Origin of the sequence: Streptomyces sp. NPDC006197 (genome assembly GCF_040613865.1) — a bacterium.
Taxonomy (GTDB): Bacteria; Actinomycetota; Actinomycetes; order Streptomycetales; family Streptomycetaceae; genus Streptomyces.
In genome coordinates, this window is the sequence record NZ_JBEXSZ010000042.1 from 14,283 (window position 1) to 30,654 (window position 16,372).

Annotated in this window: 12 protein-coding genes and 1 tRNA gene; 2 read left to right on the plus strand and 11 right to left on the minus strand. The window is 67.2% G+C overall.

Annotation, left to right across the window (positions count from 1 at the left end):
- Positions 1 to 54 precede the first annotated feature (54 nt).
- The 10 genes from ABZ318_RS15760 to ABZ318_RS15805 form a co-directional block, all read right to left on the minus strand.
- On the minus strand, positions 55 to 3,954 hold the full coding sequence (locus tag ABZ318_RS15760) for a DNA-directed RNA polymerase subunit beta' (protein WP_356903022.1): 3,900 nt from the start codon (positions 3,952 to 3,954) through the stop codon (positions 55 to 57).
- Positions 3,955 to 4,054: 100 nt separating this feature from the next.
- Positions 4,055 to 7,537, minus strand: a complete 3,483-nt coding sequence (gene rpoB / locus ABZ318_RS15765; RefSeq protein WP_356903023.1) for a DNA-directed RNA polymerase subunit beta — start codon at positions 7,535 to 7,537, stop codon at positions 4,055 to 4,057.
- Positions 7,538 to 8,083: 546 nt separating this feature from the next.
- Positions 8,084 to 8,473, minus strand: coding sequence for a 50S ribosomal protein L7/L12 (rplL, locus tag ABZ318_RS15770; protein WP_356903024.1), 390 nt, complete (start codon positions 8,471 to 8,473; stop codon positions 8,084 to 8,086).
- A 111-nt stretch (positions 8,474 to 8,584) separates the two neighbouring features.
- Positions 8,585 to 9,115: a 50S ribosomal protein L10 gene (rplJ, locus tag ABZ318_RS15775; RefSeq protein WP_030687887.1), complete on the minus strand. Its 531-nt coding sequence runs from the start codon at positions 9,113 to 9,115 to the stop codon at positions 8,585 to 8,587.
- 251 nt (positions 9,116 to 9,366) lie between these two features.
- Positions 9,367 to 10,284 carry a hypothetical protein gene (locus ABZ318_RS15780; protein ID WP_356903025.1) on the minus strand — a complete coding sequence of 306 codons (918 nt, stop codon included), beginning with the start codon at positions 10,282 to 10,284 and terminating at the stop codon, positions 9,367 to 9,369.
- Positions 10,285 to 10,399: 115 nt separating this feature from the next.
- Positions 10,400 to 11,128, minus strand: coding sequence for a 50S ribosomal protein L1 (rplA, locus tag ABZ318_RS15785; protein WP_030687892.1), 729 nt, complete (start codon positions 11,126 to 11,128; stop codon positions 10,400 to 10,402).
- Between the two features lie 104 nt (positions 11,129 to 11,232).
- Positions 11,233 to 11,667 (minus strand): 50S ribosomal protein L11, encoded by a 435-nt coding sequence (gene rplK, locus ABZ318_RS15790; protein ID WP_030687894.1) that lies wholly within the window; start codon positions 11,665 to 11,667, stop codon positions 11,233 to 11,235.
- 158 nt (positions 11,668 to 11,825) lie between these two features.
- Entirely contained in the window at positions 11,826 to 12,695 is an 870-nt protein-coding gene (nusG, locus tag ABZ318_RS15795) for a transcription termination/antitermination protein NusG (protein WP_356903026.1), read from the minus strand.
- Between the two features lie 44 nt (positions 12,696 to 12,739).
- On the minus strand, positions 12,740 to 13,024 hold the full coding sequence (secE, locus tag ABZ318_RS15800) for a preprotein translocase subunit SecE (protein ID WP_030687899.1): 285 nt from the start codon (positions 13,022 to 13,024) through the stop codon (positions 12,740 to 12,742).
- A gap of 103 nt (positions 13,025 to 13,127) precedes the next feature.
- Positions 13,128 to 13,200 (minus strand) — tRNA-Trp (locus tag ABZ318_RS15805).
- Between the two features lie 206 nt (positions 13,201 to 13,406).
- On the opposite strand from ABZ318_RS15805, the gene ABZ318_RS15810 reads away from it, so the two are divergent.
- On the plus strand, positions 13,407 to 14,633 hold the full coding sequence (locus ABZ318_RS15810; protein WP_356903027.1) for a pyridoxal phosphate-dependent aminotransferase: 1,227 nt from the start codon (positions 13,407 to 13,409) through the stop codon (positions 14,631 to 14,633).
- A 117-nt stretch (positions 14,634 to 14,750) separates the two neighbouring features.
- A complete protein-coding gene (locus tag ABZ318_RS15815) occupies positions 14,751 to 15,770 on the plus strand; it encodes an adenosine deaminase (protein ID WP_356903028.1) in 1,020 nt (339 codons plus the stop codon).
- Here the strand turns inward: ABZ318_RS15815 and ABZ318_RS15820 are convergent.
- Positions 15,763 to 16,359 carry a TetR/AcrR family transcriptional regulator gene (locus tag ABZ318_RS15820; RefSeq protein ID WP_356903029.1) on the minus strand — a complete coding sequence of 199 codons (597 nt, stop codon included), beginning with the start codon at positions 16,357 to 16,359 and terminating at the stop codon, positions 15,763 to 15,765. The two genes, ABZ318_RS15815 and ABZ318_RS15820, sit on opposite strands and share 8 nt — an antisense overlap.
- Positions 16,360 to 16,372: the final 13 nt, after the last annotated feature.

Below are 16,372 nucleotides of genomic sequence, written 5' to 3' on the forward strand. Positions count from 1 at the left end.
AGGGCGGCCACCCCGTGCGAAACGGGGTGGCCGCCCTTCGGTCAAGCGACTCGCTTACTGGTTGTACGGACCGTAGTCGTAGTCCTCCAGCGGAACGGCCTGGCCGGAGCCCGAGCCGAACGGCGAGTAGTCGATGTCGTCGTAGCCGACGGCCGAGTACATCGCGGCCTTGGCCTCCTCGGTCGGCTCGACCCGGATGTTGCGGTAGCGGGACAGACCCGTACCGGCCGGGATGAGCTTACCGATGATGACGTTCTCCTTGAGGCCGATGAGGCTGTCGGACTTGGCGTTGATCGCCGCATCCGTCAGGACTCGGGTCGTCTCCTGGAAGGAGGCGGCCGACAGCCAGGACTCCGTCGCCAGCGAGGCCTTGGTGATACCCATCAGCTGCGGACGGCCGGAGGCGGGGTGACCGCCCTCGGTGACCACACGACGGTTCTCGGTCTCGAACTTCGACCGCTCGACCAGCTCGCCCGGCAGGAGCTCCGCGTCGCCGGACTCGATGATCGTCACGCGGCGCAGCATCTGCCGGATGATGATCTCGATGTGCTTGTCGTGGATCGACACGCCCTGCGAGTTGTAGACCTTCTGGACTTCGCCGACCAGGTGGACCTGGACCGCACGCTGACCGAGGATCCGGAGCACGTCGTGCGGGTTGGTGGCACCCACGGTGAGCTTCTGGCCGACCTCGACGTGGTCGCCCTCGCCCACGAGCAGACGGGCACGCTTCGAGATCGGGTAGGCCGTCTCGTCGGTGCCGTCGTCCGGGGTGACGACGATCTTCTTGGTCTTCTCGGTCTCCTCGATGCGGACGCGACCGGCCGCCTCGGAGATCGGGGCGACACCCTTCGGCTGCCGCGCCTCGAAGAGCTCGACGACACGGGGCAGACCCTGGGTGATGTCGTCACCGGCCACACCACCGGTGTGGAAGGTACGCATCGTCAGCTGGGTACCGGGCTCACCGATGGACTGGGCGGCGATGATGCCGACCGCCTCACCGATGTCGACCAGCTTGCCGGTGGCGAGCGAACGGCCGTAGCAGAACGCACAGGTGCCGACGGCGGACTCACAGGTCAGGACCGAACGGGTCTTGACCTCCTCGACGCCCGCGTTGACCAGGGCGTCGATGAGCACGTCACCCAGGTCGACGTTGGCCGGCGCGATGACCTTGCCGTCGACGACGACGTCCTCGGCGAGCATCCGCGCGTACACGGAGGTCTCGACGTCGTCCGTCTTCCGCAGGACACCGGCCTCGTCCTTGGCCGCGATCCGCAGCTTCAGACCGCGCTCGGTGCCACAGTCCTCCTCGCGGATGATCACGTCCTGCGAGACGTCCACCAGACGACGGGTCAGGTAACCCGAGTCGGCGGTACGCAGGGCGGTGTCGGCGAGACCCTTACGGGCACCGTGCGTCGAGATGAAGTACTCGAGGACGGAGAGGCCCTCGCGGAAGGACGCCTTGATGGGACGCGGGATGGTCTCGTTCTTCGCGTTCGACACCAGACCACGCATACCGGCGATCTGCCGCATCTGCATCATGTTTCCTCGGGCACCCGAGTCAACCATCATGAAGATGGGGTTCGTCTTGGGGAAGTTCGCGTTCATCGCCTCGGCGACCTCGTTGGTCGCCTTGGTCCAGATCGCGATGAGCTCCTGCGTGCGCTCTTCCTTGGTGATCAGACCGCGCTCGTACTGCTTCTGGACCTTCTCGTCCTGCGCCTCGTAGCCCTTGACGATCTCCTTCTTCGCCTCGGGAACGACGACGTCGGAGATGGCCACGGTGACGCCGGAACGGGTCGCCCAGTAGAAGCCCGCCGCCTTCAGGTTGTCGAGCGTCGCCGCCACGATGACCTTGGGGTAGCGCTCGGCGAGGTCGTTGACGATCTCGGAGAGCTGCTTCTTGCCGACGGAGTAGTCGACGAACGGGTAGTCCTCGGGCAGCAGCTCGTTGAAGAGCGCGCGGCCCAGCGAGGTCTTCAGACGGAACGAGTCACCCTGCTGCCACTCCGGCTCGCCCTCCTCGGCGACCGGGGGAACCCAGCCACGGGGAGCGACGGTGCCGACCGGGAAGCGGATCTCGATCTGCGACTGCAGCGCGAGCTCGCCGGCGTCGAACGCCATGATCGCCTCGGCCGTGGAGCCGAACGCGCGGCCCTCACCCTTGGTGTCACGGAGCTCGCCGTCGGTGGTGAGGAAGAACAGACCGAGGACCATGTCCTGGGTCGGCATCGTCACCGGACGGCCGTCGGCGGGCTTGAGGATGTTGTTCGAGGACAGCATCAGGATGCGGGCCTCGGCCTGCGCCTCCGCGGAGAGCGGCAGGTGGACGGCCATCTGGTCACCGTCGAAGTCCGCGTTGAACGCGGTGCAGACGAGCGGGTGGATCTGGATGGCCTTGCCCTCGACCAGCTGCGGCTCGAAGGCCTGGATGCCGAGGCGGTGCAGCGTGGGCGCACGGTTCAGCAGGACCGGGTGCTCGGCGATGACCTCTTCGAGGACGTCGTACACGACCGTGCGGCCGCGCTCGACCATCCGCTTGGCCGACTTGATGTTCTGCGCGTGGTTCAGGTCGACCAGGCGCTTCATCACGAACGGCTTGAAGAGCTCCAGGGCCATGGCCTTGGGCAGACCGCACTGGTGCAGCTTCAGCTGCGGACCGACGACGATGACGGAACGCGCCGAGTAGTCGACACGCTTGCCGAGCAGGTTCTGACGGAAACGACCCTGCTTGCCCTTCAGCATGTCGCTGAGGGACTTCAGCGGACGGTTGCCGGGGCCCGTCACCGGGCGACCGCGACGGCCGTTGTCGAAGAGGGCGTCGACCGCCTCCTGGAGCATCCGCTTCTCGTTGTTCACGATGATCTCGGGGGCACCGAGGTCGAGCAGACGCTTCAGACGGTTGTTGCGGTTGATCACACGGCGATACAGGTCGTTCAGGTCGGAGGTCGCGAAGCGGCCACCGTCCAGCTGCACCATCGGACGCAGGTCCGGCGGGATGACCGGGACGCAGTCGAGGACCATGCCCTTGGGGCTGTTCGCCGTCTGCAGGAACGCGGAGACGACCTTGAGGCGCTTGAGCGCACGGGTCTTCTTCTGGCCCTTGCCGGTACGGATGATCTCGCGGAGGCGCTCGGCCTCCTCCTCCAGGTCGAAGGACTCCAGGCGCTTCTGCAGCGCCGCGGCACCCATCGAACCGTCGAAGTACGTGCCGAAGCGGTCACGCAGCTCGCGGTAGAGGAGCTCGTCGCCCTCCAGGTCCTGGACCTTGAGGTTCTTGAAGCGCGACCAGACCTCGTCCAGACGGTCGATCTCGCGCTGCGCGCGGTCGCGCAGCTGCTTCATCTCGCGCTCGGCACCCTCGCGCACCTTGCGGCGCACGTCGGCCTTGGCGCCCTCGGCCTCCAGCTCGGCGAGGTCGTTCTCGAGCTTCTTGGCGCGGGCCTCCAGGTCGGAGTCGCGACGGTTCTCGATCTGCTGGCGCTCGACGGAGACGTGCGCCTCCAGGGAGGGCAGGTCACGCGTACGACGCTCATCGTCGACGTACGTGATCATGTACGCCGCGAAGTAGATGACCTTCTCCAGGTCCTTCGGGGCGAGGTCGAGCAGGTAGCCGAGGCGCGACGGAACGCCCTTGAAGTACCAGATGTGGGTGACGGGAGCGGCGAGCTCGATGTGGCCCATCCGCTCGCGGCGCACCTTGGCGCGGGTGACCTCGACGCCACACCGCTCACAGATGATGCCCTTGAAGCGGACGCGCTTGTACTTGCCGCAGTAGCACTCCCAGTCCCGGGTCGGACCGAAGATCTTCTCGCAGAAGAGTCCGTCCTTCTCGGGCTTGAGCGTGCGGTAGTTGATGGTCTCCGGCTTCTTGACCTCGCCGTGGCTCCACTGACGGATGTCGTCAGCGGTGGCCAGACCGATCCGGAGCTCGTCGAAGAAGTTGACGTCGAGCACTATGCGTCAATCCCTCTCAGGGTTGTAAGGCTTGGGGTCTGATACGGGGGTCCTGGGGCCGGCGGGGGGACCATCACTGATCCCCCGCGCCGGACTCCCGTCAGACCTCTTCGACGCTGCTCGGCTCGCGCCGGGACAGGTCGATGCCGAGCTCCTCCGCTGCGCGGAAGACGTCCTCGTCGGTGTCGCGCATCTCGATGGACATGCCGTCCGAGGACAGCACCTCCACGTTGAGGCACAGGGACTGCATCTCCTTGATGAGGACCTTGAAGGACTCGGGGATGCCGGGCTCAGGGATGTTCTCGCCCTTGACGATGGCCTCGTAGACCTTCACGCGGCCGGTCACGTCGTCGGACTTGATCGTCAGCAGCTCCTGGAGGGCGTACGCGGCGCCGTATGCCTCCAGCGCCCACACCTCCATCTCACCGAAGCGCTGGCCACCGAACTGGGCCTTACCACCCAGCGGCTGCTGGGTGATCATCGAGTACGGGCCGGTCGAGCGGGCGTGCAGCTTGTCGTCGACCAGGTGGTGGAGCTTGAGGATGTACATGTACCCGACGGAGATCGGGTCCGGGAACGGCTCGCCGGAGCGGCCGTCGAACAGCCTCGCCTTACCGGTCGGGAGCACCATGCGCTCGCCGTCGCGGTTCGGGATGGTGTGCTGGAGCAGACCCGCGAGCTCGTCCTCACGCGCACCGTCGAAGACCGGGGTGGCGACGTTGGTGCCGGGGGCGACCTGGTCGGCGCCGATCGCCTGGAGGCGCTGCGCCCACTCGTCCGCGAGACCGGAGACGTCCCAGCCGCGGCTGGCGAGCCAGCCGAGGTGGATCTCCAGGACCTGTCCCGGGTTCATTCGGGACGGGACACCCAGCGGGTTGAGGATGATGTCGACCGGGGTTCCGTCCTCGAGGAACGGCATGTCCTCGATCGGAAGGATCTTCGAGATGACACCCTTGTTGCCGTGACGGCCGGCGAGCTTGTCACCGTCGGTGATCTTGCGCTTCTGGGCGACGTAGACGCGAACCAGCTGGTTCACGCCCGGGGGAAGCTCGTCGCCCTCCTCGCGGTCGAAGACGCGGACGCCGATGATCTTGCCGATCTCGCCGTGCGGCACCTTCAGCGAGGTGTCACGGACCTCACGGGCCTTCTCGCCGAAGATCGCGCGGAGCAGGCGCTCCTCCGGGGTCAGCTCGGTCTCGCCCTTCGGGGTGACCTTGCCGACCAGGATGTCGCCGGCGACGACCTCGGCACCGATGCGGATGATGCCGCGCTCGTCGAGGTCGGCGAGGACCTCCTCGGAGACGTTCGGGATGTCCCGGGTGATCTCCTCGGGGCCGAGCTTGGTGTCACGGGCGTCGACCTCGTGCTCCTCGATGTGGATCGAGGAGAGGACGTCGTCCTGCACGAGGCGCTGCGACAGGATGATCGCGTCCTCGTAGTTGTGGCCCTCCCACGGCATGAACGCCACGAGCAGGTTCTTGCCGAGCGCCATCTCGCCGTCTTCGGTGGCGGGACCGTCGGCGAGGACCTGGCCCTCGATGACGCGGTCGCCCTCGTCCACGACGACCTTCTGGTTCACAGAGGTGCCCTGGTTGGAGCGGGAGAACTTGTGCAGGCGGTACGTGATGTACGTGCCGTCGTCGTTGGCGACCGTGATGTAGTCGGCCGACAGCTCCTGGACGACACCGTCCTTCTCGGCCTTGAGCACGTCGCCGGCGTCGGTGGCGCAGCGGTACTCCATGCCGGTGCCGACGAGCGGGGCCTCCGACTTAATCAGCGGGACGGCCTGACGCATCATGTTCGCGCCCATGAGGGCACGGTTGGCGTCGTCGTGCTCGAGGAACGGGATCATGGCGGTCGCGACCGACACCATCTGGCGCGGCGAGACGTCCATGTAGTCCACGTCCGACGGCTCGACGTAGTCGACCTCGCCGCCACGCTTGCGGACCAGGACGCGGTTCTCGGAGAAGCGGAGGTCGTCGTCGAGCGCGGCGTTGGCCTGCGCGATGACGAAGCGGTCCTCCTCGTCGGCGGTGACGTAGTCGACCTCGTCGGTGACCTGGCCGTCGACGACCTTGCGGTACGGCGTCTCGATGAAGCCGAACGCGTTGACGCGGCCGTACGAGGCGAGCGAACCGATCAGACCGATGTTCGGGCCTTCGGGGGTCTCGATCGGGCACATGCGTCCGTAGTGGGACGGGTGCACGTCTCGGACCTCGAAGCCGGCCCGCTCACGGGAGAGACCACCAGGGCCCAGCGCCGAGAGACGACGCTTGTGCGTCAGACCCGACAGCGGGTTGTTCTGGTCCATGAACTGGGACAGCTGGCTGGTGCCGAAGAACTCCTTGATGGAGGCGACGACCGGCCGGATGTTGATCAGGGTCTGCGGCGTGATCGCCTCGACGTCCTGGGTCGTCATCCGCTCGCGGACGACGCGCTCCATACGAGCCAGACCCGTGCGGACCTGGTTCTGGATGAGCTCGCCGACGTTGCGCAGACGACGGTTGCCGAAGTGGTCGATGTCGTCGGTCTCGACGACGATCTCGTTGCCGTTCTCGCCGATCGTCTCGGTCTCGCCCGCGTGGAGCTTCACCAGGTACTTGATCGTGGCGATGATGTCGTCGGTGGTGAGGACACCGGCGTCCAGCGGCTCGTCGGCGCCGAGCTTCTTGTTCACCTTGTAGCGGCCGACCTTCGCGAGGTCGTAGCGCTTCGGGTTGAAGTAGAGGTTCTCGAGCAGCGTCTGAGCGGCCTCACGGGTCGGCGGCTCGCCCGGGCGGAGCTTGCGGTAGATGTCGAGCAGCGCGTCGTCCTGGCCCTGGGTGTGGTCCTTCTCCAGGGTGGCGCGCATGGACTCGTACTCGCCGAACTCCTGCAGGATCTGCTCGGTGGTCCAGCCGAGGGCCTTCAGGAGGACGGTGACGGACTGCTTGCGCTTGCGGTCGATGCGGACACCGACGAGGTCGCGCTTGTCGATCTCCATCTCCAGCCAGGCACCCCGGGACGGGATGATCTTGGCGGAGAAGATGTCCTTGTCGGACGTCTTGTCGATCGACGAGTCGAAGTAGACACCCGGCGAACGGACCAGCTGCGACACCACGACGCGCTCGGTGCCGTTGATGACGAAGGTGCCCTTGTTGGTCATGAGCGGGAAGTCGCCCATGAAGACCGTCTGGGACTTGATCTCGCCGGTCTCGTTGTTGGTGAACTCGGCGGTGACGAAGAGCGGGGCGCCGTACGTGAAGTCACGGTCCTTGCACTCGTCGATCGAGTTCTTCGGCGGCTCGAAGCGGTGGTCGCGGAAGGTCAGCGACATCGACCCGGAGAAGTCCTCGATCGGGGAGATCTCCTCGAAGATCTCCTCCAGGCCGGACTTCGTGGGGACGTCCTGTCCCGACTCAAGGGCAGCCTCGACGCGAGCCTTCCAGGCGGCGTTGCCGAGCAGCCAGTCAAAGCTCTCGGTCTGCAGCGCGAGGAGGTTCGGAACCTCGAGGGGCTCCTTGATCTTTGCAAAGGAGATGCGCAGCGGGGCGGTGCTTGCGCCGTTGTTCGTATTGGTCGAGGCGTTGCGCGAGGCGGCCAAGAGGGGGTCCTTCCGAGGGCTCGGACTCACTACGCGCGTACCGGTCCCCAGCAACACTTCACGGCAGACTTTTCCTGAGATGACCGAAAGGCCAGGTCAGACGGGGTCGGTCCACGAAGTTGATGCGAAGGTATGCCCCTGGTGACGGGCAGGGGGCAGCTAACAGGCAGCGCAAAGGGTCAGTGTAGCCACTTGGCTCACTGATGTCCAGGGCGACTTCTTCGCGACCCTCGTTGCTCTCAACTCCGCGCTACTCGCGCCGTGCGGCGCACCTCGATACTGCCCGTTCGGTCGTCGATCCATGCCTCGGAAACGGATCGTTGTGACGACGCGTCCTGAGAATTGCGCGCTGCGTGCGGTTCGTCAAGGCCCCCCGGTGTACGGGGCGCACGGCGAAGATCACCATACTCCGCTTCCGGCGGCCCTCGGGACCCCCGCCACGCCCGTTCCGGGAACGCCGAAAGGCGACCACCCAGATGGATGATCGCCTCTCGGTGCCTCCGCGTTACACGGGGGCAGGAGTCAGCTCAGCGAGCCGAAACGGTCTTACTTGACCGTGACGGAGGCGCCGGCGGCCTTGAGGGACTCGGCAGCCTTCTCGGCGGCCTCCTTCGCGACCTTCTCGAGGACCGGCTTCGGGGTGCCGTCGACGAGGTCCTTGGCCTCCTTGAGGCCCAGGGAGGTGAGCTCGCGCACGACCTTGATGACCTGGATCTTCTTGTCGCCGGCACCCTCGAGGATGACGTCGAACTCGTCCTGCTCCTCGGCGGCGGCGCCACCCTCGCCGCCACCAACGGCAGCCGGACCGGCAACGGCGACGGCCGCGGCGGCGGTGACGTCGAACTTCTCCTCGAAGGCCTTCACGAACTCGGAGAGCTCGATGAGGGTCATCTCCTCGAACTGGGCGAGGAGGTCGTCCTGAGAGAGCTTCGCCATGATGGGCGATCCTTCCACTAATTCGGCAGGTGCCGATGTGTCTATAGAGGCGGGCGTAACGGCCCGCTACGACCCGCGCACTACGCGGCGCGGATCAATGCGCGAGCCGAATTACTCGGCACCGCCCTGCTCGGCGAGCTTGACGCGAAGCGCTTCCGCGGTGCGGACGAACTTCGACGGCAGCGCCTGGAAGAGCGAGGCAGCCTGAGACTGCTTGCCCTTGAAGGCACCGGCCAGCTTGCTGAGCAGAACCTCGCGGGACTCGAGGTCCGCAAGCTTCTTGATGTCGTCGGCGGAGAGAGCCTTACCGTCAAGGACACCGGCCTTGATGATGAGGTTCGGGTTCTCCTTGGCGAAGTCACGCAGGGCCTTCGCCGACTCCACCGGGTCACCGGTGACGAAGGCGACCGCGGTCGGACCAGCGAAGTGCTCGTCCAGTGCGGTGATCCCGGCCTCGTTGGCCGCAATCTTGGTCAGCGTGTTCTTCACCACGGCGTACTGGGCGTTCTCACCGAGAGAGCGACGCAGCGTCTTGAGCTGCGCGACGGTGAGACCCCGGTACTCGGTCAGCACGGCGGCGTTGGAGCTCTGGAACGCGTCCTTGAGCTCGGCCACCGATGCAGCCTTGTTGGGCGTCGGCATAGTGCGTCAGCCTCCTTCCGGGTGATGAGGACCGCTCAGAAGGAGGCTGGACAAAACAAAACGCCCCGGGCGCAGGCGCACGGGGCTGAGCTCGACCGGACGGTAAAGTCCGGGAACACTTCCACAGTCACCTGCGCGGGTCGTCCGTTGTCAGCGGATCCTTCGGCCACCGCACCCGGTAGGGGCACAGCAACGACCAGCGGTCTTTGGCTTCTGTGGAAGCGTACGTGACGGGGTCGGCTTCGGGCAAATCAGCCCTCGTCGGTGTTCTTCCCGAAGTCCTTCATCATCTCGAAGAGGTCCACGGTGTCCTTGGCCGACGGGGCCTGGACGGCGGCCTCGGTGCCGTAGTCGGTGTAGTCGGCCCGCATCCGCATCGTGCCCTGGGCCATGGTCATGCCGATGTCCATGCGCGCCGGGTAGCCGTCCTCGGTGACCCAGAGCTCGGTGTCGTAGCCCTTGAGACCCGTCTTCTTCACGTTGGCGATGAGCTTGTCGTGGTCCTCCTTGGAGAGGAGCTTCGACGACTCGTTGGCCTTGAGCATCTGCTCGAAGGTGAGCGTGCCCTTGTAGTGCTGGGTCTCCATGCCGTTGATCTTCTCGGCACCGACGTGCTTCAGGTCCGGGGAGTCCAGGAGCAGGGCGAGCTGCTGGGCCGGGTCCTGGTTCATGTTGTCCAGGCCGCCGGTCAGCTGCTTCTGCAGCGCCTTGTCGCCGGAGGCGTCGGCCGCGGCCTTCATGTCGAGCTTCATCCAGCGCTTGCCGTCCATCTCGGCGGCCTGCTTGGCACCCATGTCCATGTACATGACCTGGTCGAGCATGATCATGCGCATCTGCTCGGGCCCGCTCGACGCGCCGGCGGAGAGCATGGAGCCCTTCATGGTGATGTCCATCACCGCCGGGTCCCAGCCCTGGACGCCGCTCATCTCGATCGTGCCGGACTCGGCGCCGAGTCCGTCCATGGTCATGGTCATCTTGACCTTGGCGGCCTTGGCGGCCGAGGTCTTCTCGTACGCGGCCTGGATGACCTTCGTGACGTCGCCGTGGCTCTGCGCCTTCGGTTCGGCGCCCCCGGCCTTCGCGTCACCGTCCTGACAGCCCGCGACCCCCGTGACGACGGCCGCGGCCGTCAGGGCGATGCCCGCGCGCTTCCATGCGGACGTGCTCATGAGTCCCCACCCCCTGCTTCATGGCTTTGCGGTCCCTCGAACCGTAACAAGAAGCCGGCCCCGCTCCTCCGGAGAGGTGCGGGGCCGGCTTGACCACTCAGTGAACCGGTGAGGTTCAGACCGCGGCCGGGTCCTCCTCGACGAGGAGGTTGCGGGTGCGGTTGGCGTCCAGCGGGATGCCGGGGCCCATCGTCGTGGTGATGGTCGCCTTCTTGATGTAGCGACCCTTCGCGGCGGACGGCTTCAGACGGAGGATCTCCTCCAGAGCCGCGGCGTAGTTCTCGACCAGCTTCGTCTCGTCGAAGGAGACCTTGCCGATGATGAAGTGCAGGTTCGAGTGCTTGTCGACGCGGAACTCGATCTTGCCGCCCTTGATGTCGTTGACAGCCTTCGCGACATCGGGGGTGACGGTGCCGACCTTGGGGTTCGGCATGAGACCACGCGGGCCGAGGACGCGGCCGAGGCGGCCGACCTTGCCCATGAGGTCCGGGGTGGCCACCACGGCGTCGAACTCGTTCAGGCGGTTGCCCTTGGAGATCTCGTCGATGAGCTCGTCGGAGCCGACGATGTCGGCGCCCGCGGCGATCGCGGCCTCGGCACGGTCACCGGTCGCGAAGACCAGGACCCGGGCGGTCTTACCGGTGCCGTGCGGAAGGTTCACGGTGCCACGGACCATCTGGTCGGCCTTGCGCGGGTCGACGCCCAGGCGGAAGGCGACCTCGACGGTGCCGTCGAACTTCGTGGTGGCGGTGTCCTTGGCGAGACGGACGGCCTCGAGGGGCGCGTAGTTCCGCTCGCGGTCGACCTTGGCGTCCGCGGAGCGGAGAGCCTTGCTGCGCTTCACTGCTTCTCCTGTGCAGTTACACCATGCGGCTGTCGCCGCCTGGCAGGTATGGAGTCGTGGTGCGGGCCGGCGCTGGCCCTACCACTAGGTCACGAGGGGGGTGATCAGCCCTCGACCGTGATGCCCATGGAACGGGCGGTGCCGGCGATGATCTTGGACGCGGCGTCCAGGTCATTGGCGTTGAGGTCGGGGAGCTTGACCGTGGCGATCTCGCGGACCTGGGCGGCCGTGAGCTTGGCGACCTTGGTCTTGTGCGGCTCGCCGGAGCCCTTCTCCACACCCGCGGCCTTGAGGATCAGCTTGGCGGCCGGCGGAGTCTTGGTGATGAAGGTGAAGGTGCGGTCTTCGTAGACCGTGATCTCCACCGGCACGACCATGCCACGCTGCGACTCGGTCGCGGCGTTGTAGGCCTTGCAGAACTCCATGATGTTGACGCCGTGCTGACCCAGCGCGGGGCCGACCGGCGGGGCCGGGTTGGCCGCACCGGCGTTGATCTGGAGCTTGATAAGCCCCGTGACCTTCTTCTTCTTGGGAGGCATTGCTCTCTCCGGGTCCTAGTGAGAGTGTTCAGCCCGCCATCCGGTCATCCGGATGGAGGCATACCGCACAACGATAACGGGTATAGTCGCGCGGCCAAAAACCGAGCAGGTCAGAGCGGCTGCGAGAGCCACTCTGACCTGGTCGGAAGACGGTGAGATCAGTTCTTCTGGATCTGGTCGAAGCTGAGCTCGACCGGGGTCTCGCGACCGAAGATCTCGACGAGGCCCTTGACCTTCTTCGAGTCCGGGTTGATCTCGTTGATCGTGGCCTGGAGGGTCGCGAACGGGCCGTCGGTGACGGTGACCGAGTCGCCGACCTCGAAGTCCAGGACCTGGACCTCCAGCTTGCGGGCCGGAGCCGGCTTGCCCTCGGCCTCGGCGGCCTCGCGGGCGGCCTTCTCCTCGGCCTCCGGGGCGAGCATCTTGACGATCTCGTCCAGGGTCAGCGGGTACGGGTCGTAGGCGTTGCCCACGAAGCCGGTGACGCCGGGGGTGTTGCGGACGACGCCCCAGGACTCGTTCGTCAGGTCCATGCGGACGAGGACGTAGCCGGGAAGCTTGTTCTGCTTGACGTTCTTCCGCTCGCCGCCCTTGATCTGGACGATCTCTTCCTCGGGGACCTCGGCCTGGTAGATGAAGTCCTCGACGTTGAGCGAGACGGCACGCTGCTCCAGGTTGGCCTTCACGCGCTTCTCGTAGCCCGCGTAGGTGTGGATGACGTACCACTCGCCGGGGAGGGTGCGGAGCTCCTCGCGGAGCGCGGCGACCGGGTCGACCGGGGCGGCCGGCTCGGCCTCCTCCTCGGTCTCTTCCTCGGCGTCCTCGACCTCGGCCTCGACGGCGTCGTCCTCGTCAGCCTCGTCGGACTCGTCCTCGTCGCTCTCGTCGACCTCGACGTCCTCGTCCGCCGCGTCCTCAGCAGCGTCGACCTCGACGTCCTCGACGTCCTCGTCGGCGGCCTCGACGATGTCCAGCTCGTCCTCGACGGACTCGGACTCGAAGGCGTCGTTCAGGTTCGCGTCAGACACGGTGGCTGCTTCTTCCTGCGATACAGATGGGGTGGAACAAAAAGTCAGCCGAAGACGTACTTGACTGCTTCCTGGAAGCCATAGTCAATCACGGTGACAAGGCCGATCATGATGACGACGAAGACAATCACCACGGTGGTGTACGTCGACAGCTGGCTGCGCGTGGGCCAGACGACCTTGCGGAGCTCGGCGATGATCTGGCGGTAGAAGAGCGCGAGACGGCCCAGGGGGCCCTTCTTTCCACGCTTCCCGCCCTTGCGGGACTTCTTCTTCGACTCTGCGGACTCGTCGGCATCAGGCATGTCGATGGAGCCTACGGCGTCCGTCACGATCTCTCACCTGATTCCGGGTCGGCCGTGCCGCGCCCGGGTGGAGCCGCACGGCGGTGCAATGAAGTACGTACATGCGCACAACACCTGGCGGTGTGTGTAGCAGGGCCGGAGGGACTTGAACCCCCAACCGCCGGTTTTGGAGACCGGTGCTCTACCAATTGAGCTACGACCCTTTGTCGGTGTCCCCCAACCTACCGCATCGTGAGACGCGGTCGTTGCGGACCAACGAGCAGTGAGCATACGTGGTCATGGGCCCCTACGTCGAACAGAAGGCGCGCCGACCTGCCGCCGGACGCGCGTACGACCGGGAATGACCGTTCCTGTCCGGTCAGTGAAACCTGTGTGCCGGGCCTCGACGCGGTCTGGGACGATGGCCCGTATGAGCGCTGCTACCCCTCCCACCGAGCGTCGGGTCTCCGCCCGGATCGGTGCGATCTCCGAGTCCGCCACCCTCGCCGTCGACGCCAAGGCCAAGGCCCTCAAGGCCGCCGGCCGCCCGGTGATCGGTTTCGGCGCGGGTGAGCCCGACTTCCCGACGCCGGACTACATCGTCGAGGCGGCCGTCGAGGCCTGCAAGAACCCCAAGTTCCACCGCTACACGCCGGCCGGCGGCCTGCCCGAGCTGAAGGCCGCGATCGCCGCCAAGACACTGCGCGACTCCGGTTACGAGGTCGACGCCTCCCAGGTCCTGGTGACCAACGGCGGCAAGCAGGCGATCTACGAGGCCTTCGCGGCGATCCTCGACCCGGGCGACGAGGTCATCGTCCCGGCGCCGTACTGGACGACGTACCCCGAGTCGATCCGTCTCGCGGGCGGTGTCCCGGTGGAGGTCGTGGCCGACGAGACCACCGGCTACCGGGTCTCGGTGGAGCAGCTGGAGGCGGCGCGCACGGAGAAGACCAAGGTCGTCCTCTTCGTCTCCCCCTCGAACCCGACCGGCGCGGTCTACAGCGAGGCGGAGACCGAGGCGATCGGCCGCTGGGCCGTCGAGCACGGCCTGTGGGTCCTGACGGACGAGATCTACGAGCACCTGGTCTACGGCGGCGCGTCCGCGGCCTCCCTGCCGGCGGTCCTGCCGGAGCTGCGCGACAAGTGCATCGTGGTCAACGGCGTCGCCAAGACGTACGCGATGACGGGCTGGCGCGTGGGCTGGATCATCGGCCCGAAGGACGTCGTGAAGGCCGCGACCAACCTGCAGTCGCACGCCACCTCCAACGTCTCCAACGTGGCGCAGGTCGCCGCGCTCGCCGCCGTGTCGGGCAACCTGGACGCGGTCGCGGAGATGGGCAAGGCCTTCGACCGCCGGCGCCAGACGATCGTGCGGATGCTCAACGAGATCGACGGCGTGTTCTGCCCGACCCCGGAGGGCGCGTTCTACGTGTACCCGTCGGTGAAGGGGCTGCTCGGCAAGGAGATCCGCGGCAAGCGCCCGCAGACCTCGGTCGAGCTGGCCGCCCTGATCCTGGACGAGGCCGAGGTCGCGGTCGTCCCGGGCGAGGCCTTCGGCACCCCGGGCTACCTGCGCCTGTCGTACGCCCTGGGCGACGAGGACCTGGTGGAGGGCGTGTCCCGGATGCAGAAGCTCCTGGCCGAGGCGCGCGACTGATCCTCTTGAGGTGCGGGCCCCGGTTCTTCGGAACCGGGGCCCGTTTCTGCGTTCTAGCAAGGTCCCGATCGGGGAAACGGACTGTATTCGTCCATTCGGGTGCGGCAGGATCGGCCAATGGAGCATGTACGCGATCTCACCCTGCTGCCCAAGGCCCATCTGCACCTGCACTTCACCGGTTCGATGCGGCCCACGACGCTCATCGAGCTGGCCGACAAGTACGGCGTGCACCTCCCGGAGGCGCTGAGCAGCGGTACGCCTCCCAAGCTGCGGGCGACCGACGAGCGCGGCTGGTTCCGCTTCCAGCGGCTCTACGACATCGCCCGCTCCTGCCTGCGCGAGCCGGAGGACATCCGGCGGCTGGTGCGCGAGGCGGCGCAGGAGGACGTGCGGGACGGCTCCGGCTGGCTGGAGATCCAGGTCGACCCCACCTCGTACGCCCCGCACCTGGGCGGCCTGATCCCGGCCCTGGAGATCATCCTGGACGCGGTGGACGGGGCCTCCCGGGAGACCGGGCTCGGGATGCGGGTGCTCGTCGCGGCGAACCGGATGAAGCACCCCCTGGAGGCGCGGACCCTGGCCCGGCTCGCGGTGCGGTTCGCGGACCGGGGCGTGGTCGGTTTCGGGCTCTCCAACGACGAGCGGCGGGGCATGGCCCGGGACTTCGACCGGGCCTTCGCGATCGCGCGGGACGGCGGCCTCCTCGCGGCCCCGCACGGCGGCGAGCTGACGGGTCCCGCGTCCGTACGGGACTGCCTGGACGACCTGCGGGCGGCGCGGGTCGGCCACGGGGTGCGGGCGGCGGAGGACCCGAGGCTGCTGCGGCGGCTCGCCGAGAAGGGCGTGACCTGCGAGGTCTGCCCGGCGTCGAACGTCGCGCTCGGGGTGTACGAGAAGCACGAGGACGTGCCGCTGCGGACCCTCTTCGAGGCCGGGGTGCCGATGGCGCTCGGCGCGGACGACCCGCTGCTCTTCGGCTCGCGGCTCGCGGCGCAGTACGAGATCGCCCGACGGCACCACGGGTTCACGGACGCCGAGCTGGCGGAGCTGGCCCGGCAGTCGGTGCGGGGCTCGGCGGCTCCCGAGGACGTCCGGGCGAAGCTGCTCGCGGGGATCGACGACTGGCTCGCTAGCTGATCCCCCGGAGCAGGGTGCGGGCGAGCGAGCGCGCGAAGTCGTCGAGGGAGTCCGGCGGCCTGCGGTCCGGGCTCATCTCCCAGGCGAAGGAGCGCTGCACGCAGGCCCCGAGCAGCAGGGAGGCGGCGGCCACCGGGTCGGCGTCGGGGCTGATGCGGCCGTGCCGCTGCTCGGCGCGCAGATAGGCGGCGAGGCCCTCGATGGGCTTGTGGGGGCCCATGCCGTAGGTGCGCATGGCCTCCTCGTGGCGCCGCTTGAGCTGCGGTTCCGCGTAGAGGGAGGCGACGACCGGGAAGGTCTGCTCGTAGAAGAGCGCGGCCTGCCGGGCGACCTCGGTGAGGTTCTCCTCGACGGTGCGGCCGCCGGGGTCGGCGGCGAGCGTGCCGAGGAGGCCTCCGAGCTGGGGCAGGCGCTCGTTCAGGACGGTCAGGAAGAGCTCTTCCTTGCTGCTGAAGTACTTGTAGAGCGCGGCTTCCGAGCAGCCGGCCGCCTTGGCGATCTCCTTGGTGGTGGTGCGGGCGAGCCCCGCCGTCCGCATGAGGTCGCGGGCGGCGTCGACGATCCGGGTCCGGGTCGGCCTCTGTTCCATGCATCCTCCAGCC